We start from the raw sequence: 23,164 nt of genomic DNA on the forward strand, positions 1-23,164 counted from the left end.
AGAGATGAGCAACGACTACGTCGACGGCAACGCGCTCGCGGGGGATCTCCAGGAGATCTTCGCGATGGACATGACGGCGGCGACGGGACGATGTGCGGGGTGCGGGTACCGGGGCGCCGTGGCGACCTTGCGTGTCTACCAGCGCGCTCCGGGGCTGGTGGCCCGTTGCCCGAGCTGCGAGAAGGTGGTGCTGCGGGTGGTGCGTGGACCGGACCGGGCGTGGCTGGACCTGCGCGGCACGCTGAACCTGGAGATCCCCCTACCGTCTTGATCAGAACGCCACGCCCACTGGCGTTAGCGCGGTGACGGCAGGGGGGCCGATCGGACTTGTCCACCTGGCTACCCCATTCCACGCGACAAGTAACAGCTGGGATCACCTCCTCGATCTTTCCGACATGAGACGTCGTGGCGGCGCGGCATGCGGCTGCGAACACGCACTGCGCCGCCTGGCCGTCGTGTTCGGAGCGCTGTCGGTCGTCCATGCGGCAGTGGCGGTCCGGGACACCGCGCCCTGGGCCGTCGTGGCCGCCCTGTTCTTCGTGACGGCTGTCATGATCTTGGAGCGCGCGCCTGGCCGAAACCTCGCCAGCGGCCGACAAGCCGTAGATCGCCGTACCGACGACGGCCCAACGATCCTGCCGAGCGGCACCAGCGCCGGTCTCGCGTCGAGTACCTATGGAACCGGTCGCTTGTCTACCTCCTCCAACTCACGTCGTCGTTGGAGGGAACGACAGTGCTGAGGACGTTGGCCGGAGTCGTGGCGATCCTGATCTCGGCATGCGGAGGTGCTGACGGCGGCACACCACCCCGAACGTCCGACGCACAGACGAAGCCCGATCTCACCAGAGTTGTCGTCCTGCACGCGACGCTGCAACTGACCACGACCACTTCGTTGATCACGCGATACCCCAAGTACTCAGGACTTGGCTATGGGAGGCGTGTTCACGCCTGCCCGGAGCGCACCGTCCGGTGCCGCGGCGGAGTACCGGCGGATCAGTACCCCGTCGTGGCATTGATCCGCGAGCGCGTGCGCGAAGAGGTCAGCCCCGCAGCGGTATGACCGCGAGTTCTTCCCAACGGAACTGAAACAGATCGGCGTCCACCAGCACATCCACCAGCCGCACCGTGTCGACAGTGAGCGTGGCGCGGAGATCCGTGGCGCCGCGCAACCTGCCCGCGATGACGCCCGAGTCCCCGTCACCTGTGGCGTAGGCGAGGGTGATGTGCGGGCGGCCGTTGGAGTACTGGACCTTGTCCTCGCCGAACACGCCGGCGGCCGCGCTCCGCACGCGGTCGACCAGGTTCCGGAAGTCCCGATCGGGGACCAGGTCTAGTGCGATGGTGCTGCGGCCCGCGATCGCCGGACCGGCGGACAGCGTGAACGCGGGCAGCTCCGCGAGCGTCTGCTGAAGCCTGTTCGCCAGTTCAGCGCGCTGTTCGGCCGTCACGTCGCGCGCTGGGATGTCGTCGATCACCATGACCGTTGAATGCAGCCACTCGTCTGGTTGCCGGGCCACACAGTCGAGGTCCTCGATGACGTCGCGGTAGGCGTCGGCCAGCGGTTTGATCTCGGTCGGGTCGGGGACGAAGTAGACGTGCAGCTTCGTCCAGTCCTCAGGCCAGCGCCGTTTGAGTTGATCAACCATGGACGTGTCCACGGCAGTCCATGATGTCGAACGCCGGGTTGGCCGCTCGACGCAGGCCGCCTCGAACTTCGAGCTGTTCACCGGCCGTGCCTCGCCCCTCGCTGGAGCTGTCGGTTGCACCAGTTACTCGTAGTCGCGGGCGCCCTTGAGAGCTTCCGCCATGATGGCCCATGGATTGTCCGGTATCGGCCGGTCGGTGTTGGCGTAGTGGTTCTCAATGGAGGCGAGTAGCGCGGAAAGGGTTTCCAGGTACCGGTCGAGCTCGAGATTCTCCCAAGCCGGATCGGTTCGCAGCTGCCTCACCAGGTCGTCGAGTGTGCCCAGCACCGTGTCCCGGCCGGAGAGCGGATTTCCACCAGTCATGATCGACCACCATCTCACGCCAACCGTGATGCGCATGCCACCGTAGACCTGTGTCTGATTTCTCTTGGCGATGAGCTCACCGCGAGTGTTGGGCCTCGAGCACGACCGGGAGATCCTCACCTACGTCGAGGGCGACGTGCCGGTAGACCCGCGCTGGCAACCAGGACGCGGACACCGCTTACCCCCGTACGCCACAACGGAACAGCCCTCGTCGGCGCGGCGACGCTGCTGCGCCGGCTACACACCGCCGCGGCGGGATTCGAGCCGGCCGTCACCGACTACCGGTTACACCCTCATCCCCACGCGCAGGGCAAATCGTCTCGCACGGCGACCTCGGCCCGTGGAACACGGTGTACCGCAACGGTGTTCCGGTGGCGTTCATCGACTTCGACGGCCTCGCTGCGGTTGACGCGCTGCTGATCCACGTGGTGCGCACTGTGGTGTACGTCGTCAGGGATGTGAGGTCTGTGCTCGCCGCAGCCTGGGAACGGCTGACTCAGTCGCCCCATCGGGGCCGCGTTGACCGCACCGAGCACCTTGCAGCGCTGGTTATCGACGAACTACTCGACCTGATCGCCGGCGGCGACCGTGCCCGTGGTGTCGCAGGTACCGGCCGACACCGGCACTGTGCCGCGGTCGGCTCACCCGGCATGCCTGGACATCTCCGTGATGCACGCGGCCCGAAACGTGTGATGTTGGGGGTGACGGCGGGTGATGCGAGCGTGCGAGCCGCGCAAATGACTGCGGGGAGTGGCGAAAACTCACTCTCCTGGTACTACGAAGGGCTGGTATCGGCGCCTTGTCGGTGAAACGTTGACAGAGGGTGAAAATGCGGCCGATGGTGCGCGTGGCGCGAATTCTATTTGGTGGTCACGATGGCGCATGTGAGGGGGCACATCCGATAGGAGTGCAAACATGTTTATAGGATTCACGAGGGCCGTTGCGGCGATTGTCGCCGGTAGCATGCTCATGCTGTCGGGGGTGACCATGGCGACCGCGGACACCGCGTCGCAGGCGCGGCAGGCCGCAGCGAAAGTGCAGACAATGCATGATCAGCTGCAGAGCGCCCTCGAGGCCGAGGATTTCGCCGGCATCTCTGATCGCCTCGACCAGCTGCGTCCGGTCCTGGACAGCATTGCAGGTCAGCCGGGGTTCGACAGCTCCATGGACGAGCTGCGTGAAGCGAAGCTGGCCTCCGCCGAGCTGGACGCGAAGATCGAAGAGGCGGAGATGGCGATGCTGTCGAATCCGATCGAGATGATCACCGGCCTGGTGCAGGGCCTGCTGAAGACGCTGCTCGGGCTGGTCGGCAGCCTGCTCGGCGGCGGTCTACCGGTGCGCACCTGACAATTATTTGGTCTGAAATCTTTCGCTGTTCCGCATTTCGCGGCGCTTTCACTGGGTCCGCCTGCCGATAAGGCGGTGTTGGCGCAGGCGGTGAGGCCGGAGTTCTGGGATCTCGCCGTCTGCGCCGATCGGCTCAAAGTCCCGACACCATAAAACAATGGTAGCGCATGCCGAATCGCTCGGCGGCGCGGACGTTGGACCTCCCCAAAGGCCCGGTGTGAGTGCCACTCTCATGCCGCTGAGCGGCGTTGCTCAGCGCCCATGCCGATCACCGGGCCTGCGCGCCGCTCGTCCCGGCGGACCGGTCAGGATTCGTGACCGTTCAGCTGTCGGGCCGCGCCGTGGTGGAAAGAGATCGACTCGGCCAGGGGGATGACCTTGCGTGACACACTTGAGAGGTCTTTACCCTCGAGGCTCCATGGTGGTGGCCAGGTGTGGATGCCGTGGTCGGTCCGGACCGAGGCAACCTCCTGCTGCCAGCCTGGCCATCGCAGGGTGTCGTAGAACCGGTCGAGCACGCCGTCGATCTCCGCGATGTCCAAATCGCCGCCCGGCACGCCGATCCACGTACCACCATGCGATACGACCGCGCACGCAAGAACGTCGACCGCCATCCCAACTACATCCTCGCCGCCTACAAGGCCTCAGCCACCTGACACACGAAACGACCAACCTGGAGCCTTGGGCGTAGCGCCTGCCAACGAAGTCTCATGTCGCCACGAACATGCTGGTCTGATCGGTAACAGACCCCTAGAGTCGGCCGCGGGGGTGGTTTCGTGGAGTTCCACGATGTGGTCCGCAGGCGCCGAATGGTGCGCGAGTTCACCGAGGAGCCGGTGTCCGATGAGAGCGTCCGGCGGATCATGGACAACGCGGTGCGGTGCCCGTCGGCAGGCTACTCACAGGGCCAGGCATTCCTGGTGCTGCAGGGCGAAGATGCGAAGCGGTTCGTGACCGAATTCGGCTCGTGGACCGTCGAGTCCGTGCGCACGGCGCAGGTCATCGTGATCCCGTTCGCGGTGAAGGACGCGTACCTCGAGCGGTACTCCAGGCCGGACAAGATCGATAGCGGCCTGGACGTCGAGGAGAACTGGCCGGTGCCGTACTGGTACATCGACACCGGTATGGCCGTGTTGCTGACCCTGCAGACCGCGGTCGACGAAGGCCTGGGTGCGGTGTACTTCGGTATCGGTGCCGATCAGTGGGACGACCTGCGTGCCGCGTACGGCGTGCCCGAGACACACGAGCCGGTCGGCGCGATCGCGATCGGGCACACCGCCGAGGCGGACGCCGACAAGTCGTGGATGAAGCGGCGACGGCTCGACCGCTCCGAGACGGTCCACTTCGGACATTGGTAAGCCACCCGCCGGCCCAACGCACGCTCATGCCGCTGACACTGACCGGCGTTGCTCAGCGCGCGCTCATGTCCTCGAGCTACCGGAGGAACGCCGCGTCGTCAAAGCCCATGTCACGCATCTTCCCGTGGGAGAAGACAACCATCATCTCGTCGCCCAGGACGAACACGCGTTGCATCTCCGGTGCCTGTGGGATGGCAGCGACAAACCACACTGCACCCGCCAGGAAGTCGACACGAAGTGCCGTCGGTACGTCCACAACGCGCGGTACCGGTCCCAAGGACTCCCGGACTCGACATGCGGCCCGACCCGCTGCGGGCCCTCGTCACCCAAGACGAGATGGTCTTCGATCCTGTCGTGGAAGACTTCGACGCCGTATGGGTAGAAAGTGTTGGTCCAGGTCACCGTCACCGGCCCCACGTCGGTACTGAGCCCAACGCCCATGACAGCGTGATGCGCCCCTCAGAGAGCGGCTCATCCGCAGGCGACGGCCGAGCCCGATGGGGCACGGGCTGTCAGGGACGGTTGTGCACGAACCACGCGTCACCGGCGGCCAAGGCGACCGCGACCTCCCACTGGCTCAGGTCGAGGTTCGGGGCGAGCGCCTTGAGCTGGCCGGCCGCGGTCCACGCCTCATCACCCGGCGCCGGGCGACGGCCCACCTGGAACTGCAGCATGGTGCCCCACGACGCGACCAGGCGGGCGTCCCACCGGTGATGCCACTGCGCCAGCACCTCGGCGAGCTTCTGCTGGTACTCCGGGGTCAGCGCACCGAAGAAGTCCACCCAGTACCCCGAACTGCGGACGTCGCTGGTCGGCAGCAACATGAGCAGGACGCTGTCAGGCGTGTACCAGTAGTCGGTCTGCGTCACGAACCCCACGCTGCCCAGCACCTGGGCGTACAGGTTGGGGTCGGCGAGTACTCGGTCGTACAGCGCTCGCTCCAGCGCCGGGCGTGAAGTCGGCAGCGCCACATCCGGCACCAGAGCCGTCAGGTCGACGCCGGCCATGCCACGGGCGTAGTACTCGATTTCGCCCTGGTCGCCCTCGTCGTCCTCGCTGTAGTGGCGGTAGGTCAGCCAGGGGTCGGAAGACTCGGCCGCCGCCACGAACGCCTGCAGTTCCGACTCCGACGGACCCGGCTCGGGCTCGGGCCGGGTCAGCGTGTCGCCGAAGTCGTCGGTGACCATGACGGGGCGGCGTCCGATGACCGGCACCAGGGCGTCGGCGGCCTGCCAGGCCTCGTGCAGGCGGTTGGGGTCGATGTCGGCGACGAGGACGGTGCCCGAGGGGCCGTGCTCGATCGGCAGGCCGGCCAGTGGCGTGCCGGCGAACGCCGCTTCGATTCGGTCGAGATCGTTTCGCACCGGGACAGTGTGTCCGATCATCGACGTGACGCGGCGTGGAATGGGCGGGTCCACGATCGGCGGCGGTTGAGGATCGCCGGCCACGAAATGGTGATCGTCAGCTAGCCGCGGAGGCGTTCGAGACCGTTCAGGAGCAGGTCGAGGGTGAACTCGAACTCGACCTGGCTGTCGCACCAACCCAGCGTGGGGTCGGTGCTGTCGTGGACCTCGGCCGCCACCATGGCGGTCAGGTGCGGCAGGGCCTCGGCCATCGCGGCGAAGTCTGCCTCCGCGGCGTCGGCCTCCATGCTCCCGCCGGCCGACGCCGGGCTGAAGATCTCCTGCGCGAACCCGAGCGGCAGGCTCCCGAACGCGTGCAGCGCCCGGTGGGCGAGGTGGTACGAGAACCCGGCATCGACGAGCGTGGCGACGATCTCGTCGTAGTAGGCGTACACGTCGGCGGGGATGGTCCGGCGCGTGGCCAGCAGCCCAGGCGCCCACGGGTGACGCAGCATGACGTCACGCGCCGCGAGGAACCGCTGCCGCAGCCGCGTACGCCAGTCACCGCCACTCGTGTCGATGCGGGCGAACTCGGCGATCACGGTCTCGACCACGCCGTCGAGCAGGGCCTCTTTGTCGCGCAGGTGGTAGTAGAGCGACATGGCCTCGACGTGGAGTTCGGCGGCGAGGCGGCGCATCGTCAGCGCCTGGATCCCGTGCGTATCGGCCAGAACGACCGCCGCGGCCAGCACGCGCTGACGGCTGAGCGGCTGCCTGGACGCCTTCACCGATCTCCTCACTCTTGTCCGCATCTCACCTTACAACGTAAGGTCACCTTACAACGTAAGAAACCGCTCGGATCCGATCGCACCGCCCGCGAAGGAGCCACCATGCACGCGCTGATCCGCACCGCCCGCACGACCGGACTGCTCTACCTCGGCCTCGCCATCACCGGCTTACTCGGTTTCCTGCTCGTCCGGCCGCAACTCTTTGCCGCCGACAACCCCGGCGCGACACTCGCCAACCTGGTCGAGCACGAATCGCTCGCCCGCGTCGGCGTCGCCGTCGAGCTGCTCATCGTCGTCACCCAAGCCCTCGCCGCGGTGTGGTTCTACCGCCTGTTCCGCACGACGGCCCCGCTTGCCGCCGGCGGTATCGCCGCCTTCGGCCTCGTCAACGCGGTCGCGATCCTCGTCAACGCGGCCCTGCTGGCCACCGCGGTCCAGATCGCGATCGACCCGATCGGAGACGCGGCAGCCACCGTCCAGCTCCTGTACCTGGTCAGCGGGAACCTGTGGGGCGTGGGAGCGCTGTTCTTCGGCCTGTGGCTCATCCCCATGGGCCGGTGCGTACTCCGCTCGGGCTGGATGCCCCGCACCCTTGGCTGGATCCTCATCGGCGGCGGCATCGCATACCTGCTCGGCGCGTTCGCCAGATATCTCGCCCCCGGCGTGCCGTTCGTCGCCGACACTCTCGCCTTTCCCGCGACCGTGGGCGAGTTGTGGATGGTCGGGTACCTGCTCGTCCGCGGCGTCCGCCGCGAGGCACTGCACCAAGCACCGCCAACCGTGCTCACGCCAACGCCGGCGGCGAGCTGAACATGGCCGTTCCTGCCGCCGAATCGGTGATCTTGATTTACCACACGTGAGCGCTCTCCGTAACGTCGGCGTCACTTGACGCTACGGAGGGCTGATGGGCGACGGCTCGATCGTGCTGATCACCGATCACAGTTCGACCGAGGGCAGTGCCGATGTGCTGGCCGCGGCGGTCCGCCGCCTCACCGGCCGCACCCCGGTCCACGTCGATGCCCGGCACTTCCTGCCCGGCAACGACGGGAAGGTCGGCGGCGAAAACGGTGAGCTCCGGCTGTCGGCTGCCGGCGAAGAGGTCACGCCGGATGCCGTGATCGTCTACGAGATTCCGCCGCACGGCCGGCGCGCGTTCGAGCCGTTCCAGCGGGAGCTGTGGCGGCACGGGATCCGGTCGCACGCCACCGAGGCGTGGCGGTGGGCGACGGAGAAGGACCTGATGGTGCGGCGGTTCGTGCGCGATGGGGTGCCGCACATGCCGACGCGGTGCGGGCCGTGGCGGGACGCGGCGCATCTGTGCGGTGACTTCGAGGAGCTGGGCGGTGATGTGTGGCTTCGCCCGGCGGTCGGCGCGGGCGGGGATGACGTGTTCCGGGTGACGGCGGTCGAGGATCTTGTCCAAGTGGCAGGTGCCAGAGGCACCTGGTTGATGTCCAAGGACGCGGCCAACGTCAACGCCGACGGGCTCCGCCATCAGTTCCGGGTGGTGGTGCTGGGTGGCGAGGTCGTGCGGGTGTGTGAACACGTGCAGAAGGACGAGTTCGCGACGTGCAACGAGGTGCGGGGCGCGGTGTCCACGGTGCTGGATCCGGGGGAGCTGCCGGAGCACCTCGCGGAGCTGGCCGTCAGGGCGGCGCGGTCGGTGGGACTGAGTTTCGCCGGGGTGGACCTGGCGGCGGAGCACGGCGGGGTGGTGTTCGAGGTGAACGTGCATCCGGCGTTCGGCGCGGACCGGGGGTTGGAGACGATGGCGATCCCGTATGTCCGGGAGCAGATCACGCCCAGATCCGGGAGGCGTAGGCGAGGAAGTTGCCGCCCATGATTTTGGCGATGCGCTCCTCCCGGAAACCCCGCTGCTCGAGCAGCCGGACGAGCTGCCTGAACTGGTCCACGCCGCGCAGGTCGACGACGAACGGCAGCGCACCGAGCTCGCCCGCGGCGCCCGCCCCGGCGTCGGCGCGCTCGGCCTGCTGCACGGCCAGGCGGGTGCGGTAGGCGTCGAGGTCGTCGACGGTGGTGATCGGGCCGTCGGTGCCGATGCCGACGGCGTCCTCGCCGCACACGTCCACGGCGTGCACGATGTGCTCGACCACGTCGGCCGCGCGGGCGTCGCCGGAGAGCGCCAGGAACGGCATGAAGTAGATGCCGACGAAGCCGCCCCGGTCCGCGACCAGCCGGAGTTCCTCGTCGGTCTTGTTGCGCGGCAGGTCGGTGAGGGCGCGGCAGCCCGTGTGGTTGATGGAGACCGGCTGCCTGGAGGCGCGGGTCGCCTGCAGGCACGTCTGCCGGCCGCTGTGGGACAGGTCGACCATGAGGCTGTGGTCGTTCAGGGCCGCGATCGTCGAGTGGCCGAGATCGGTCAAGCCGAGGTTCTCCGGCGCCATCGAGCCGCCGCCCAGGTGGTTGGCCTGGTTGTAGGTCAACTGAATGACGCGGACACCGCGGTCGGCAAAGAACGGGACGCGCTCGGCGTCGACGGCGACGGCGTTCTGGAAGCCGTAGATCACGCCGATCCGGCCCTCGGTGTGGGCCCGCCGGAGGTCGGCGGCGGACCGGACCTGGAGCAGGTGGTCGGAGTGGGTCGCGATGAGGCCGTCCCACAGGTCCAGCTCGCGCAACGTGTGCGTGTACGGGTCGAAGTCGCCCCAGGTGTAGCCGATGGTGATGTTGACGGCGGTGAGGCCGGACGCCTTCGCCTCGCTCAGGACGCGGTCGTCGATGATGACGTCATCGACGTTCGGGTTCGTCAGCTCACCCAGAGCATTGATGATCACGTTTCGATCCTGTTCGTCAGCTGTTGCCCAGCGTCTCCACGGCGATGCGGACCTCCCGGTCCGCGTACGCCATGACGTCGGCCAGCGCGGCTTCATTCTGCTTGATGAGCTCGCGCTGGTAGCCGGTCTCGACGGCGAGCATGACGCCCGCGACGTTGGTCCGCAGTTTGCACTCCACGTCGGCGCGCGCCACGACCGTCTCCTGTGGAGTGATCGACGGAGTGCGCCAGCGCGGGTCGTTCGCGGCGGCGGACGGGTCCGGGTAGTGAAACCCCCGGTCCGCCATGCAGGAGCTCCACGCCGCGAACACCCGGTGGACGCGCTCGTCGGACCGGGTCCGGCCGTACGACTCCCACTGCAGGCGTTGCGGCAGCCCGGCCTGGATCCGCTCGATGCCGGGTTTGAGGATCCGCATGGCCTCGCCGACACAGCCGCCCTGGGGCACCGGCCCGCCGTGGAACGCGACCTCACCGAGCCAGACCGCCTTCACCTCCGCGGGCAACGGAGGTCGTCGCGGTACCGGGGGAGTCGCGGGGTGGTAGGCCTCGGCCGCGTCGAGGCTCGTGTACCGCCGGGCGTTCGAGACCGGTTCGGGCGTGGGGTCCCCCTCCCACCTCAACCCGAAGCGGCGCATGCAGCGGTCGCCCACGACGTCGGCGGCCCGGTCGAGCAGCGCACGGTGCTCGGCGGTGTGCAGGTAGCGGTCCAGCGGCAGCACGATGTCCGCGCCCGTCCGCACCACCGGCGCGGTCGCGACCGGTGGTGCCGGAGTGGCGCAGGCGGTGAGCAGCAGGAGAAGCGTGCACCACCTGATCATCGGGTCACCCGAAGCAGTGGCCGCTGATGGTGTTGTCGAACCCCTTGGTGGCGAGGTTCCCGTAGAACCAGCTCGCGTCCGCCGTGACCTGACCCTTGCGCAGGAACAGGAGGTGGAACGCCGTGAAGTCGCACTGGGGTTGGGGATCGCGGTACGCCCTGGCCACGAGGTCCGGGTCGTAGTTGGCCGCGCTGCTGGCCGTGTTGTCGATCCGGACGTTCGTACCGGCGTAGACGAGATTGCCGTAGGAGGGTGTGTGTTGCACCATGCTCGCGGCCAGGCCCGTGAAGTTCGTGCCGTCCCAGATGGCGAACGCTCCGGGTGCCATGCTGGTCGATGGGACCGCGTTCGCCGCCGCGGGCACCACCAGCGTCGCCGCGAGCGCGAGTGCCGCCGCTGCGAGGACTTTCATGACTCTCATGTCGACTCCAATCTCGGGGATGCGGAGTCAACCGGTCGCCTGTGGAAGAACTGTTGGAGCTCGGTTGGAACGATTCCGGTCGCACGGCAGACGGAAAGCGCTTCCCGCGCCGACCTCGCCGCGTCCTGGGGGCGCCCGAGGTCCAGCTGGACGACCGCGAGCAGGGCCAGCGCCCGGCCCTCCAGAGCGCGATAGCCGATCTCGCAGGTGGTCTCCACCGCCCGGCGCGCGGTGGACTCGGCCTCGGGCAGCTCGTGGCGGCCGCGGTGCGCGGTGGCCAGGCCGAGCAGCGCCTGCGCCTTCGGGTAGGCGTTGCCGGACTCCTCTGCGAGGTCGAGCGCCTGCCGGTGCCCCTGGACAGCCGCGCGGTATCGGCCGATTCGCTCGTACACCGTGGACAACGTGTTCAGCGCGTTGGCCTCGACGCGCCGGTCGCGGATGTCGCGGGCCAGGTCCAGCGCGGTACGGGCGAGGTCGAGCGCGCGGCCGGGATCGCCGAGGTCGAGGTGGATCCCGGCGAGCACCCGGCAGGTGTCGGCCTCGCCGCCGCGGTCGCCGGACTCCCGGTAGAGGTCCAGTGATCTGGTGCCGTGCCCGGCGGCCCGGTCCAGCTCGCCCAGGTCGTGGCAGACCTCGGCGAGGTTGCCGAGACACGCCGCCTCGGCGCTGCGGGAACCGATGTCGCGGAACAGGATCAGCGCGCGGCCGAGGTGGTCCGCCGCGTCCGCGAGCCGGCCCAGGTGGCGGTAGGCGAGACCGAGGCTGCCGAGGCTGAGTGCCTGCCCGGCGGTCTGGCCCGCCCGTTCGTACAACGCGAGCGCGCGGGTGTAGTGGTCGGCGGCGTCACGGAGCCGGCCCATCGGCCAATAGACGTTGCCGAGGTTCCGCAGCAACGCGGCCTGCCCGTCGGTCCAGTGCGCCCGCTGGGCGAGGCCGAGTCCGGCCGTGTAGTGCCCGACGGCCTCCGGGTACCGGCTGAGCCGCTGGTGCGCGTCGCCGAGGCTGAGCCGCGCCGCGGCCTGCGCGGTCAGGTCACCGGCCGCGGTCGCCGCGTCGAGCCCGGCCTCGGCGACCGTCAGCCAGTCGACGGTGTGCATCCGGGCCATCAGGTAGCCGCGCAACGCGTCGGCGAGCAGCCAGGCGGGTGGACCACCCGCCGGCGTGACGGCGGCGACCAGGTTCGGGCGTTCGTCGTCGAGCCACGCCAACGCCTCCGCGGGCTCACCGAACACGTCCTCTGTGTCCACGGGCAGAAACAGCATGTGCGGGTACAGCACTCGCGTGGCGGCGTGGGCGGTGCGTACGTACCAGTGGTGCAGCCGTCGCGACGCCGCGTCGCGGTCCGCGGTCCGTTCGCCGTGCTGTGCCGCGTAGGCCCGGAGCAGGTCGTGGAAGGTATAGCGGCCGGGCGCGTGCTGCGCGAGCAGGTGCGCCGCCGCGAGCCGGTCCAGGGACGTCCCCGCCTCACTCGCGCCGATCCCGGCCAAAGCGGCGGCCGCGTCCTGGGTCACGTCCGGGCCGGGCACCAGTCCGAGCAATGCGAACACCCGTTGCGCCGCAACGGGAAGTGTCGCGTAGGACAGGTCGAACGCGGCCCGCACGGCCGCGCGGTCGTCGCCCGCCACGGACAGCTCCGCGAGGCGGTTGCCCTCGGCGAGCGCGGCGGCGAACCCGGCCACCGTGCGCCACGGCTGGTCGGCCAGGTTCGCCGCGGCGATCCGCAACGCCAGCGGCAGCAACGCGCACACGCGAGCCAGTTCGCCGGTCGCGTCCGGCTCGGCCTCGACGCGTTCCCGGCCGATGATCCTGGCCAGCAGCACCGCGGCCTCGTCCGGCGCGAGGACGTCCAGCGTGACGCGATGCGCGCCGTCGAGCGCGACGAGCCCGTTGAGCTTGTCGCGGCTGGTCACCAGCACGAGGCAGCCCGCGCCGCCGGGCAGCAGCGGGCGCACCTGGTCCGGGTTGCGGGCGTTGTCCAGCAGGATCAGCATCCGGCGATCCGCGAGGAGCGTCCGGTACAACGCCGCGGCCTGCTCGACGTCGACGGGAATCTCCTCGGCCGCGACGCCCATGGCCCGCAGGAACCCGACGAGCGCGTCGATCGGCCGCATCGGCGGTGCGGGCGCGAACCCGCGCAGGTTCACGTACAGCTGGCCGTCCGCGAAGCGCTCCCGCACGCGATGCGCCCAATGCACGGCCAGGGCGGTCTTGCCGACCCCCGCGGTCCCGTCGATCGCGGTGACGACGACCGTGCCCGCGCCGAGCCGCGAGTCGAGCTCCTTGAGCTGCTCGTCGCGCCCGGTGAACGTGGCGATCGCGGCGGGCAGCTGGGCCGGGACCGGCGCCGGTCCCGGCTCCGCAGGGGCGTCTCCGGCGAGGATCGCGCGATGGATCTCCTGGACCTCGGCACTCGGCTCGACCCCGAGCTGGTCGACCAGGACCTGGCGCAGATCCCGGTACGCGGCGAGCGCGTCGGCCTGTCTGCCCGCCGCGTGCAGCGCGCGGATCAGCTGCGCCCACCGGCGTTCCCGCAGCGGCTGCGCGCCGACGAGTGCCCGCAGTTCGCCGGCCAGGTCGTGGTGCCTGCCGAGCCGCAGGTCGGCGTCGATGCGATCCTCGAGCACGGTCTGGCGGCGTTCCTCCAGCTCCCGCGCCCAGGTCTGGCAGGACTCCGCGGTCACGCCGTCCAGCGCCGGGCCGCGCCACAACTCCAGTGCCTCGGCCAGCAGCGCCGAGGCTCCGGCGTCATCACTGCCCGCCGCCGCCGCGACGAGCTCGTCGAACCGGTCGGCGTCGACCTCGCCGGGCAGCACCCGCAGCAGGTAGCCGGGCTGGCTGGTGAGCAGCCGGTCGCCGGGCAGCACGCGGCGCAGCCGACGCACGCACCCCTGCAGCAACCGGCGCGCGGCAGGCGGCGGATCGGTGTGCCACAGCTCGCCGACCAGCCGGTCGGCCGACACGACGCGGTTGGCGTCCACGAGCAGCACGGCGAGCAGCGCGCGTTGCTGCGGTCCCCCCACGGACACCGGACGATCGTCGTCCCAGACCTCCAGCGGGCCCAGGATCCGGAACTGCATTCGGCCGAGTATTCACGACGTTCCGGGTGCGCCATACCGGCTTACGGGCTAGTCGTGCGGCCGCAAACCGTTGTGGGAGCGCGGACAACGACTGTCCACAGAGGATCCGAGGTGGCCGCCGGTTACTCGGTCGTCGGCTTGGGCGCCCACGCGATGAAGTTCGCGAAGACGCCGCCGAGGATCACGAAGCCCAGCATGCCGCCGACCACCCAGTGCGCCTGGTCGTTGTCGGCCAGAGCGGCGTCGACGACCTTGCCGTTCCGCAGGTCGTAGCGGACCGTCACGCGATCACCCGGGTGGCGGGCCGGTCCGTTCTCCGACAGGGTCGCGACCTGCTTCGAGCCGTCCGGCAGCGGGTACTCGACCTTGACCGAGTAGCTCTTTCCCGACCGCAGCCGCTCCTGGACGATCCCGTCCGAACTGGCCCAGGACTTCTGCTCGGCCGACGACTTGAGCACGAACACCAGGCCCGCGATCGCTCCCACCAGCACGATCCCGGCCACGATGCGGCCGGTCCGCGACTTCACCGACTTCGCCACTACGCCTCCTCCGCACACGACATCGCCACATCGGTCCCGAATGTGACAGGGGGACGAAAGTCCCGACCCGGCCGGGCCCCGCGGCCGCTGTGACGGCCCCCTCGGGAAAGGACGGTTGAAGGGACGAGTCGGAACCGGGAGGCGGGACTTCGATGAACACCGTGACGCTCAAACAGGTGGATGCCTGGTGGCGAGCGGCGAACTACCTTTCCGTCGGACAGATCTACTTGCTGGACAACCCGTTGCTGACCGAGCCACTGGAGCCGGCTCACGTGAAGCCGCGGCTGCTCGGCCACTGGGGGACGGTGCCTGGCCTGACACTCACCTACGCGCACCTCAACCGCGCGATAGTCACCCGTGGCGTGCGGGCGTTGTTCGTCGCCGGACCAGGACATGGCGCCGCCGGTCTGAACGCCGCCGCCTGGCTGGAAGGCACTTACTCCGAGCTGTACCCGGAGGTGTCCCGCGACGCCGAGGGGATGCGCAGGCTGTTCCGGCAGTTCTCGTTCCCCGGCGGCATTCCCAGCCACGCGTCGGCGCACCTGCCGGGATCCATCCACGAGGGCGGGGAGCTGGGGTACTCGCTCGCGCACGCGACCGGTGCCGCGCTGGACAATCCGGGACTGGTCGTGGCGTGCGTGATCGGCGACGGCGAGGCCGAGACCGGTCCGCTGGCGACCAGCTGGCACGCGCCGTCGATGCTGCACCCGCGACGCGACGGCGTGGTGCTGCCGATCCTGCACCTCAACGGTTACAAGATCGCGAACCCGACCCTGTTGTCCCGCCTGCCCGAGGAGGACCTGGCACAGCTGCTGCGCGGGTTCGGGTGGCGGCCGATCGAGGTCCGCGGCTGCGACCCGATCGACGTGCACACCGAGTACGCGGCGGCACTGGACCACGCCTTCGACCTCATCGCCGAGGGCGGGCCGCGGCCGATGATCCTGCTGCGCACGCCGAAGGGCTGGACGGGACCGCCCGAGCTGGAGGGGAGCTGGCGGTCGCACCAGGTGCCGATCACCGACGTGCGGCGGCATCCGGAACGGCTGGCGGACCTGGAGAAGTGGATGCGGTCCTACCGGCCGGAGGAGTTGTTCACCGGGAACGGTGTTCCGCTGGTCAACGGACATCCGCGCGGCGACGGGCGGATGAGCGCCAGCCCGCACGCGCACGGCCTGACCCAGCGTGATCTTCGCCTGCCCGCGCTCGAACGGCACCTGATCGACGGTCCGGTGATCGCCGAGTCGACGCGGGTGCTGGGCGGATATCTGCGGGATGCCATGCGGCTCAACGACGACAACCTCTTGTACTTCTCACCGGACGAGCACGCCTCCAACCGCCTCGACGCGGTGTTCGAGGTGACCGGGCGGCGCTGGCAGCTGCCCGTCTCGCCGGCCGACGACCACCTCGACCCCGAGGGACGCGTGCTGGAGGTCCTGTCCGAGCACCTCTGCCAGGGCTGGCTGGAGGGCTACCTGCTGACCGGCAGGCACGGGCTGCTGTCGTCGTACGAGGCGTTCGCGCACATCGTCGACTCGATGGTCGCCCAGCACGCCAAGTGGCTGCACACGGCGGCCGAAATCCCTTGGCGCAGACCGATTCCGAGCCTCAACTACCTGCTGACCTCGCACGTGTGGCGGCAGGACCACAACGGTGCCTCGCACCAGGATCCCGGGTTCATCGACCACGTCCTGAACAAGCGGCCGGAGTTCGTCCGCGTCTACCTGCCGCCGGACGCGAACTGCCTGCTCGCCGTCGCCGACCACTGCCTGCGCTCCCGCGGCCTGGTGAACGTGATCGTCGCGGGCAAGCAGCCCGCGTTGCAGTACCTCGGGCCGGACGAGGCCGTGGCGCACTGCGCCCAGGGCATCGGGGTGTGGAGCTGGGCGAGCTCCGATGTGGACGGTGAACCGGACGTCGTGCTCGCGTGCGCGGGCGATGTGCCCACTCAGGAGACCCTGGCCGCGGTGGACGTTCTGTGCGCGCTCGTGCCGGACCTGCGGGTGCGCGTCGTGAACGTGGTGGACCTCGCGACGCTCGCCTCACCCGAGCACCACCCGCACGGCATCGACGACGATGCCTACGAGGCCATCTTCACGAGCCACGCGCCGGTGATCTTCGCCTACCACGGCTACCCGTGGCTGATCCACCGCCTGACCTATCGGCGACCGGGTCACGACCTGATGCACGTGCACGGGTTCCACGAGAACGGCACGACCACGACGCCGTTCGACATGGTGGTGCTCAACGAGCTGGACCGGTTCCACCTCGCGCTGGCGGCGCTGCGGCGGGTGCCGCGGCTGGCCGACCGGCTCGGGCACCTGCGCCAGCACCTGCTCGACCGGCTCGCCGTGCACCACGAGCACATCCGGCGGACCGGCGAGGACCTGCCGGAGATCCGGGAGTGGCGGTTCACGCGTCCACGTGATGGTTCGGCGTGATCAGCAGGTCGGAGACAGCACGCCGGGGCGTCGCGGGCACCGGCGTGCTGAACCCGATGCGCAGCACGGTCTGCGGCACCAGCATGCCGCCCAGCGCACGGCGCAGCTCGTCGCGGACGGACTTCACCTCGACCGGCTGGGACATGAACGACGCGGACAGGCCGTGCGTGGTCGCGGTGAGCAGGACGCGCTGCATCGCCTGGCCCGCCTGCAGTTCACCGAGGTCGCTGTCGTAGAACGAGCACAGCACCACGACGAGCGGGTCGGACTCGTAGTCCTTGCCGGGCAGGCGGTCGGAGGCCTGGAAGTCGCGGAACGTCCACTCGTCCTGCGGTTCGGGGCGCACCCCGGCGGAGGCGGGCGGAATGCCGTCGGTGGCGTCCGGGCGGTGTCCGGTGAACGCCGCCAGCTCGGCCAGCACACCCGTGTCGTCGAGCTGGATGCGGTGGGCTCGCTGGACGAGCTCCTTGACCCGCGCGCGCTCTTCACGCGTGGCGACGACGTGCAGCCAGGAGCGTTCACGTTCGGCCGCGCGCACCAGTGCCCTGCGCTGCCGCACCTCGACGCGTGCCTCGTGGAACGGGCGGCGGTTGGTCCGGCGCGCGGGCACGGCCTGCAGCAGGGCCCGCATCTCCTCGTCGGGGACGAGCGTGCCGCCGCGGCGGACGATCGCGAGCGCGCCCGGAGCCTCCGCGCCCGGAACGAGGGTCACGAGCGGGCGCACGCCGAATCCCTGCAGCGCCATGCGCAGGTTGAACAGGGCGGCGCCGCAGGACAGGCGCAGCTCACGGGCCTCCGGGTCGGTGGCGGCGAGCTTGCGCTCGAGGTCGGCGTACAGCTCGATGCGGTCCGGGAGGACCCGGAATCGCCAAGGCTGGGTGTTGTGCACGGACGGCGCGAGTGCCGCGGCCGTGAGCACGGCCTCCACTTGCTCCGGCCGGAGGCCCAGTGCCGCGGTCAGCTCGGTCATCACTCGTTCACCCCATTGCGTAAAGCCTGGTCAGTCGCTGTCCCCTACCACTGTCCGGGTGAGCCACAAGCGGTCCCACCGCCGAAGGTCCCGACCTGACCGGGACTGCTTGGCGATGCAACCAACCCGTGGAAAGCTTGATCCGTGGCCGGTTCAGCAGAGAGTCCCCAGCGCACCCTCCTGGGTGGCCTGCGACTCGACGACCTGCTCGACGAGATGCGTGAGCGACTCGCCGAGATAGGTTCGACGCGGGACAAGATGCAGGGCCTGCTGGACGCGGTCCTGGCGGTGGGGGCCGGCCTCGAACTGGACTCCACACTGCAGCGCATCGTCCAAGCGGCGGTGGACCTCGTGGGTGCCCGCTACGGGGCGCTGGGTGTGCTGGGGCAGCGGGACAACCTGTCGCAGTTCGTCTATGTCGGCATCGACGCCGAGACGCGCGCCAGCATGGGGCATCTGCCCGAGGGCAAGGGGCTGCTGGGCCTGTTGATCAAGGATCCGCGGGCGATCCGGGTGCACGATCTCGCGGAGCACGCCGCGTCCGTCGGCTTTCCGCCGAACCACCCGCCGATGCACAGCTTCCTCGGGGTGCCGGTGCGGGTGCGCAACGAGGTGTTCGGCAACCTCTACATGACCGAGAAGACCAACGGCGAGGACTTCACGGCCGACGACGAGGTGGTGCTGGAAGCCCTGGCCGCCGCGGCGGGTGTGGCGATCGAGAACGCCCGGCTGTTCGAGCGGTCGAAGATGCGCGAACGGTGGCTGGAGGCCACTGCGGAGATCAACTCCCAGCTGCTGGGCGGCGGCTCGGCCGAGGACGCCCTGCGGCTGATAGCGCAGCGGTCGGTGGAGCTGGCGTCCGGCTGTTGCGTGGTGGTGCTGCTGGCCGACTCGCCCGACGGCCGCCTGCGCCCCGCGGCGGAGGCCGGCCAGCACGTCATCGAGGGCGTGTTCGACCCGGCCGGAACCGTGCTCGGCGAGGTGCTGGAGTCGGGCGCACCCGCTCTGGTCGAGGATGTGGACGGCGTGTTCGGCAGCGAGTCGATCGAGCCCGGCGCCGCGGTGATAGTGCCGCTGCGGGTCGGCTCGGCGGTCACCGGACTGCTGGTCGCGGTACGGGAGAAGGGAGCCGTGCCGTTCGGGCCGGACCTGATGCCGTTGCTGGCGTCGCTGGCCGACCAGGCGGTGGTCGCGCTGCAGTTCGCGGAGAACCAGCGGGCGCGGCGGCTCGTGGACGTGCTGGAGGACCGCGACCGGATCGCCCGCGACCTGCACGACCACGTGATCCAGCGGCTGTTCGCCACCGGGATGAGCCTGCAGGGCGCGTTGACGTGGGCCACCCACCCCGAAGTGCGCAAACGGGTGTCGAAGGCGGTGAACCAGCTGGACGAGACCGTGCTGGAGATCCGGACGTCGATCTTCGACCTGCAGGCCGCCGACGACGACACCGGGCTGCGGCGCAGGCTGCTGGACATCGTCGCGGAATTGACCGAGGGCGCGCCGTTGACGCCCACGGTGCGGATGAGCGGCACGATCGACAACCTCGTTCCCGACCACATCGGTGAGCAGGCCGAGGCGGTCGTGCGCGAGACGGTGAGCAACGCGTTGCGGCACGCGCACGCCTCGGAGTTGACGCTCACCGTGGAGGCGGGCGACGCGCTGGTGATCTCGATGGTGGACAACGGGCTCGGCATGCCGAAGCAGGTCGCGCGCAGCGGTCTGCGCAACCTGTCCGAACGCGCTTCGGCGTTCGGCGGGACGATGACCGTCGAGGGCGAACCGGGCGGCGGCACCCGCGTGACGTGGCAGGTGCCGCTCGACTGACTACCCCTCCTCGGTGAAGGGCTGGGGTTTGTTCAGTTTGGACGCCAGTACGGCGGCCTGCGTGCGGCGCTCGAGCCCGAGCTTCGCGAGCAGGTGCGAGACGTAGTTCTTCACGGTCTTCTCCGCGAGGAACATCTTGTCCGCGATCTGCTTGTTCGTCAGGCCCTCGCCGATCAGGTCGAGCACGGTACGCTCCTGGTCGGTGAGCATGCGCACGGGGTCGCCCTGCTCGCGCTCCCGGCGGATCCGGTTGAGCAGCGCCGAAGTCGACCGGGCGTCCAAAAGGGACTGTCCCGCGGCGATGGTCTTGACCGCGGTGGTGAGGTCGGAGCCGACGATGCGTTTGAGCACGAACCCGGACGCGCCGGCCATGATGGCGTTGAACAGCGCCTCGTCGTCGGTGAACGACGTCAGCATGAGGCACTTCAGCTCGGGCATCCGGCTGCGCAGCTCACGGCAGAGCTCGATGCCGTTGCCGTCCGGCAGCCGCACGTCGAGCACCGCCACGTCCGGGTTCATGGCCGGGATCAGGGTGAGCGCCTCGGTGACCGAGCCGGCCTCGCCGACGACTTCGAGGTCCTCGGAGGCGCTGAGCAGTTCCCTGATGCCGACGCGGACCACCTCGTGGTCGTCGACCAGGAAGACACGCGAAACCACCACAACCACCTCTCCACGTTCGGTTCGGTTCGACGATCTCTCACCGCGCCGATTCGCCACAGGGACGAAAGACTCTGCTCACCGGGCCCGGAGGGACTTGCGAACCCGTTCGAACTCCTCGGTGTCGATCTCGCCCCTGGCCAGCCGTTCCTCGAGGATACGAGTCGCGGAGTCGTCGTGCCCGATGCCCGCGGGCCGGCGCAGCAGCACGACGATCAAGGCGGCCAGGCCACCCCAGAACAGCAGCATGGTCAGGCCCATCATCGCGAAACCACCCCAGCCCATCGGGGTTCCGTAGTACCAGTGCATCGCAACCTCCTTGTTCACTCCGGCTCCAGGCTGGAACGCCGTGCGGGGTGCCGCGCAGAGTCGAAGGGCCCGTACCGGGCGAGCCTGTCCGCCCTGTTCGGGCCGGTATGCGCGGCGGAATGGTCGATATATGCGTTGGAGTGCCGCGGAGGCGGCGGAAATCGTTGAGGCCGCGCGGAACGCGCCCGTCCACAGTGCGGCGAAGCCGTGGGTGCTGGAGCTGCACGGCCGGTCGGTCTACCTCTACGAGGTCCCGCAGAGGCCGAAGGGAATCTTTTCCGGGCACGACCCGCTGGGCCTGGACCGGCTGCTGTCGTGTGGCGCCGCGCTGGAACACATCGTGCTCGCCATCCGGGTCGCCGGGTGGCACGCGAAAGTCGTGTTCCCGCACGACCACGCGAACCCCGATCTGCTGGCGGTCGTACGCGCGGACGTGCGTGAGCGGCCGACTCCGGCGGAACTCGACTGCCACCGCGCGATCCGGTCGCCGGACGCCACCGGCGGCGGCGACGCGCGGCGGCTGGTGGTGGCCAACCGCTGGGCGGGTACCGAACTGCACCCGCTCGACGCGGACACGCTCGTCGTGCTGACCGTCGACGACCGGCGTTCGGACCACGTGCGGGGCGGGGCCGCGTTGCAGGCCGCCCTGCTGGCCGGCCGTTCCGCCGGAGTGGCGGTGCGTCCGGTGATCCACCTGATGCACCGCGCGGAGTGGCGGGCCGGGCTGATCGAGCGGCACGACCTGGCCGGCTTCCCGCAGGCCCTGGTGTCCGTCGGTGCGAAGGACCTCGCCGAAAAAGTCCCGACAGCGGCGGGACCTACGACCGCTTCGGCCGACGAGGCGCGTTCCTAGCGTTGATCGTGGAAGGGAGATGCGCCATGCGTGCTCGCGACATCATGACCAGCCCGGTGATCACGGTGACACCGGCCGTTCCAGTGCGGGGTGCGGCCGCGTTGCTCGTGTCGCACGGGTTCACCTCGCTGCCCGTGGTCGACGACGAGCGGCGCCTGATCGGCATCGTGACCGAGGCGGATCTGTTGCGCGGCAAGTACTTCGAGGAGAACGCCGGTACCGTCGCGGACGTCATGACGTCACCGGTCGAGGCGATGGACTCCGCCACGCCCGCCGACATGATCGCCCGCGTGATGATCGACGACCGCGTGCGGTGCCTGCCGATCGTGGACGGTTCCCGTGTGGTCGGCGTGGTGACCCGGCGGGACCTGGTCCGCGCCATCGCCCGGACCGACACGGCGGTCGCCTCGGACGTGCAGCGGATGCTCGACGTGTACGGCGGCGGTCGCAAGTGGACGGTCACCGTTCTCGACGGTGAGGTCGCCATCGGCACGGACTTCACCGACGACGAGACCACCCGCGTGCTGACCGCGCTCGCCGAGTCCGTGCCGGGCGTGATGCGGGTTCGCGTGCTGACAGGAGGAAAGCGATGAAGGGACCCGCCGCCCCGGTCGTGGTCGGTGTCGACGGCTCGTCGTCGGCACTCGCCGCGGTCAAGTGGGCCGCCGACGAATGCGCCCGCCACCACGCGCCGCTGCGCCTGGTGCACGGATACCTGTTGCCCACCAGGGGATACCCGGAGATCGTGATGGCCGGCAACGAGATCCGGCACGCGATCGAGGCACAGGCCCACGCCTGGCTCGCCGAGGCTCGTGCGGCCGCCCGAGCCGCCGCCCCGGATATCGAGATCACCACATCCGTGGTGTTCTCCGGCGCGGTCGGCCTGCTGGTCGAGGAGTCGCGGTCGGCGCGGCTGATGGTGATCGGGTCGCAGGGGCTGGGCAACGTCACCGGGCTGATCGTGGGCTCGACCGCGCTGGCGCTGGCGTCGCACGGGAAGTGCCCGCTCGTCGTGTATCGGGGAACGCCCGTGCCGGACGGTCCCGTCGTCGTCGGGGTGGACGGTTCGCCGACCAGTGAGGCCGCCGTCGCGTTCGCCTTCGAGGCCGCGTCCATGCGTGGTGCCGACCTGACGGCGATCATGTCGTGGCAGGACTTCATGGTGGACAGCCAGTACAACGTGTCGCGGCTCGCGCTGGACTGGGCGCAGGTCGAGGAGGACGAGCGGCGGCTGCTGGCGCAGCGGCTGGCCGGGTGGCAGGAGAAGTACCCCGACGTCACCGTGCACCGGATCGTGCTGCGGGACCGGCCGGTGCGGGCGTTGATGCGGTATGCCGCCGAGGCGCTGCTGCTGGTCGTCGGGAGTCACGGGCGCGGCGGTTTCGCCGGCATGCTGCTCGGCTCCACCAGCCAGGCGCTGGTCTACCACTCGCCCTGCCCGCTGGCGATCGTGCGTGCCTGAGGGAATTGCTATGGGGGGAGCTTTCCCAGCGCTGGTGTTTTAACCAGGGGTGAGTTCCCTAGCGGGCCGTCGCGTGAGCGGCGGCCCGTTTGTTGTTTGCTGTCTTGGGTTTGCTGGGCCTGCGTTGTTTGCGGATGACGGGGTGTCGGGGGGCGGG

The 23,164-nt window shown here is 69.6% G+C and carries 24 protein-coding genes; 11 read left to right on the forward strand and 13 right to left on the reverse strand.

Annotated elements, in window-relative coordinates:
• Positions 1 to 4: 4 nt before the first annotated feature.
• Positions 5 to 271 (forward strand): DUF6510 family protein, encoded by a 267-nt coding sequence (locus tag QSK35_RS37290; RefSeq protein ID WP_285752434.1) that lies wholly within the window; start codon positions 5 to 7, stop codon positions 269 to 271.
• Between the two features lie 769 nt (positions 272 to 1,040).
• Here the strand turns inward: QSK35_RS37290 and QSK35_RS37295 are convergent.
• Positions 1,041 to 1,646: a 2'-5' RNA ligase family protein gene (locus QSK35_RS37295; protein ID WP_285752435.1), complete on the reverse strand. Its 606-nt coding sequence runs from the start codon at positions 1,644 to 1,646 to the stop codon at positions 1,041 to 1,043.
• Between the two features lie 123 nt (positions 1,647 to 1,769).
• Positions 1,770 to 2,009 carry a DUF7660 family protein gene (locus tag QSK35_RS37300; protein ID WP_285752436.1) on the reverse strand — a complete coding sequence of 80 codons (240 nt, stop codon included), beginning with the start codon at positions 2,007 to 2,009 and terminating at the stop codon, positions 1,770 to 1,772.
• A 371-nt stretch (positions 2,010 to 2,380) separates the two neighbouring features.
• Between QSK35_RS37300 and QSK35_RS37305 the strand changes: the two genes are divergently transcribed.
• The gene (locus QSK35_RS37305; protein ID WP_285752437.1) at positions 2,381 to 2,818 is read left to right on the forward strand and encodes a hypothetical protein; all 438 of its coding nucleotides are present in this window, start codon (positions 2,381 to 2,383) and stop codon (positions 2,816 to 2,818) included.
• Positions 2,819 to 2,990: 172 nt separating this feature from the next.
• Positions 2,991 to 3,356 carry a hypothetical protein gene (locus QSK35_RS37310; protein ID WP_285752438.1) on the forward strand — a complete coding sequence of 122 codons (366 nt, stop codon included), beginning with the start codon at positions 2,991 to 2,993 and terminating at the stop codon, positions 3,354 to 3,356.
• Between the two features lie 305 nt (positions 3,357 to 3,661).
• Here QSK35_RS37310 and QSK35_RS37315 read toward each other — a convergent pair whose 3' ends face one another.
• Entirely contained in the window at positions 3,662 to 3,970 is a 309-nt protein-coding gene (locus QSK35_RS37315; RefSeq protein ID WP_285752439.1) for a DUF2625 family protein, read from the reverse strand.
• Positions 3,971 to 4,132: 162 nt separating this feature from the next.
• On the opposite strand from QSK35_RS37315, the gene QSK35_RS37320 reads away from it, so the two are divergent.
• The gene (locus QSK35_RS37320; RefSeq protein ID WP_285752440.1) at positions 4,133 to 4,714 is read left to right on the forward strand and encodes a nitroreductase family protein; all 582 of its coding nucleotides are present in this window, start codon (positions 4,133 to 4,135) and stop codon (positions 4,712 to 4,714) included.
• 512 nt (positions 4,715 to 5,226) lie between these two features.
• Here QSK35_RS37320 and QSK35_RS37325 read toward each other — a convergent pair.
• Both QSK35_RS37325 and QSK35_RS37330 read right to left on the reverse strand, forming a co-directional pair.
• A complete protein-coding gene (locus tag QSK35_RS37325) occupies positions 5,227 to 6,078 on the reverse strand; it encodes a DUF4253 domain-containing protein (RefSeq protein ID WP_285752441.1) in 852 nt (283 codons plus the stop codon).
• Positions 6,079 to 6,179: 101 nt separating this feature from the next.
• Positions 6,180 to 6,845, reverse strand: a complete 666-nt coding sequence (locus QSK35_RS37330; protein WP_285752442.1) for a TetR/AcrR family transcriptional regulator — start codon at positions 6,843 to 6,845, stop codon at positions 6,180 to 6,182.
• 102 nt (positions 6,846 to 6,947) lie between these two features.
• Between QSK35_RS37330 and QSK35_RS37335 the strand changes: the two genes are divergently transcribed.
• Entirely contained in the window at positions 6,948 to 7,655 is a 708-nt protein-coding gene (locus QSK35_RS37335) for a DUF4386 domain-containing protein (protein WP_285752443.1), read from the forward strand.
• A gap of 94 nt (positions 7,656 to 7,749) precedes the next feature.
• Complete coding sequence (locus QSK35_RS37340; protein ID WP_285752444.1) at positions 7,750 to 8,688, forward strand: ATP-grasp domain-containing protein; 939 nt, start codon at positions 7,750 to 7,752, stop codon at positions 8,686 to 8,688.
• Here QSK35_RS37340 and QSK35_RS37345 read toward each other — a convergent pair.
• From QSK35_RS37345 to QSK35_RS37365, 5 genes are all read right to left on the reverse strand, one after another.
• The gene (locus QSK35_RS37345) at positions 8,642 to 9,640 is read right to left on the reverse strand and encodes a dipeptidase (protein ID WP_285752445.1); all 999 of its coding nucleotides are present in this window, start codon (positions 9,638 to 9,640) and stop codon (positions 8,642 to 8,644) included. The genes QSK35_RS37340 and QSK35_RS37345 overlap by 47 nt on opposite strands.
• Before the next feature lie 16 nt (positions 9,641 to 9,656).
• Complete coding sequence (locus QSK35_RS37350; RefSeq protein ID WP_285752446.1) at positions 9,657 to 10,457, reverse strand: hypothetical protein; 801 nt, start codon at positions 10,455 to 10,457, stop codon at positions 9,657 to 9,659.
• 4 nt (positions 10,458 to 10,461) lie between these two features.
• Positions 10,462 to 10,878: a hypothetical protein gene (locus QSK35_RS37355; protein WP_285752447.1), complete on the reverse strand. Its 417-nt coding sequence runs from the start codon at positions 10,876 to 10,878 to the stop codon at positions 10,462 to 10,464.
• Positions 10,875 to 13,955, reverse strand: coding sequence for an AfsR/SARP family transcriptional regulator (locus QSK35_RS37360; protein WP_285752448.1), 3,081 nt, complete (start codon positions 13,953 to 13,955; stop codon positions 10,875 to 10,877). Before QSK35_RS37360 ends, QSK35_RS37355 begins: the two co-directional genes overlap by 4 nt.
• Before the next feature lie 122 nt (positions 13,956 to 14,077).
• The gene (locus QSK35_RS37365; RefSeq protein WP_285752449.1) at positions 14,078 to 14,494 is read right to left on the reverse strand and encodes a DUF3592 domain-containing protein; all 417 of its coding nucleotides are present in this window, start codon (positions 14,492 to 14,494) and stop codon (positions 14,078 to 14,080) included.
• A gap of 152 nt (positions 14,495 to 14,646) precedes the next feature.
• On the opposite strand from QSK35_RS37365, the gene QSK35_RS37370 reads away from it, so the two are divergent.
• A complete protein-coding gene (locus QSK35_RS37370) occupies positions 14,647 to 16,932 on the forward strand; it encodes a phosphoketolase family protein (RefSeq protein ID WP_285752450.1) in 2,286 nt (761 codons plus the stop codon).
• Here the strand turns inward: QSK35_RS37370 and QSK35_RS37375 are convergent.
• On the reverse strand, positions 16,904 to 17,902 hold the full coding sequence (locus tag QSK35_RS37375; RefSeq protein WP_285752451.1) for an Acg family FMN-binding oxidoreductase: 999 nt from the start codon (positions 17,900 to 17,902) through the stop codon (positions 16,904 to 16,906). The genes QSK35_RS37370 and QSK35_RS37375 overlap by 29 nt on opposite strands.
• A 144-nt stretch (positions 17,903 to 18,046) precedes the next feature.
• Here QSK35_RS37375 and QSK35_RS37380 point away from each other — a divergent pair, with 144 nt between their 5' ends.
• Positions 18,047 to 19,726, forward strand: a complete 1,680-nt coding sequence (locus tag QSK35_RS37380; RefSeq protein ID WP_285752452.1) for a GAF domain-containing sensor histidine kinase — start codon at positions 18,047 to 18,049, stop codon at positions 19,724 to 19,726.
• Here the strand turns inward: QSK35_RS37380 and QSK35_RS37385 are convergent, their stop codons facing one another.
• Both QSK35_RS37385 and QSK35_RS37390 read right to left on the reverse strand, forming a co-directional pair.
• Positions 19,727 to 20,383, reverse strand: a complete 657-nt coding sequence (locus tag QSK35_RS37385; protein ID WP_285752453.1) for a response regulator — start codon at positions 20,381 to 20,383, stop codon at positions 19,727 to 19,729. It lies immediately after the preceding gene.
• Between the two features lie 78 nt (positions 20,384 to 20,461).
• Positions 20,462 to 20,710 carry an SHOCT domain-containing protein gene (locus QSK35_RS37390; protein WP_352244187.1) on the reverse strand — a complete coding sequence of 83 codons (249 nt, stop codon included), beginning with the start codon at positions 20,708 to 20,710 and terminating at the stop codon, positions 20,462 to 20,464.
• A 112-nt stretch (positions 20,711 to 20,822) separates the two neighbouring features.
• Between QSK35_RS37390 and QSK35_RS37395 the strand changes: the two genes are divergently transcribed.
• Genes QSK35_RS37395 through QSK35_RS37405 form a run of 3 tightly spaced genes read left to right on the forward strand, consistent with a single transcriptional unit; the run spans position 20,823 to position 23,007 of the window.
• Entirely contained in the window at positions 20,823 to 21,545 is a 723-nt protein-coding gene (locus tag QSK35_RS37395; RefSeq protein WP_285752454.1) for a hypothetical protein, read from the forward strand.
• A gap of 26 nt (positions 21,546 to 21,571) precedes the next feature.
• Positions 21,572 to 22,138, forward strand: a complete 567-nt coding sequence (locus tag QSK35_RS37400) for a CBS domain-containing protein (RefSeq protein ID WP_285752455.1) — start codon at positions 21,572 to 21,574, stop codon at positions 22,136 to 22,138.
• Positions 22,135 to 23,007 carry a universal stress protein gene (locus QSK35_RS37405; protein ID WP_285752456.1) on the forward strand — a complete coding sequence of 291 codons (873 nt, stop codon included), beginning with the start codon at positions 22,135 to 22,137 and terminating at the stop codon, positions 23,005 to 23,007. The genes QSK35_RS37400 and QSK35_RS37405 overlap by 4 nt, the downstream gene beginning before the upstream one ends.
• Positions 23,008 to 23,164: the final 157 nt, after the last annotated feature.

This window comes from Lentzea sp. NBRC 105346 (assembly GCF_030269605.1).
Classification (GTDB): domain Bacteria; phylum Actinomycetota; class Actinomycetes; order Mycobacteriales; family Pseudonocardiaceae; genus Lentzea.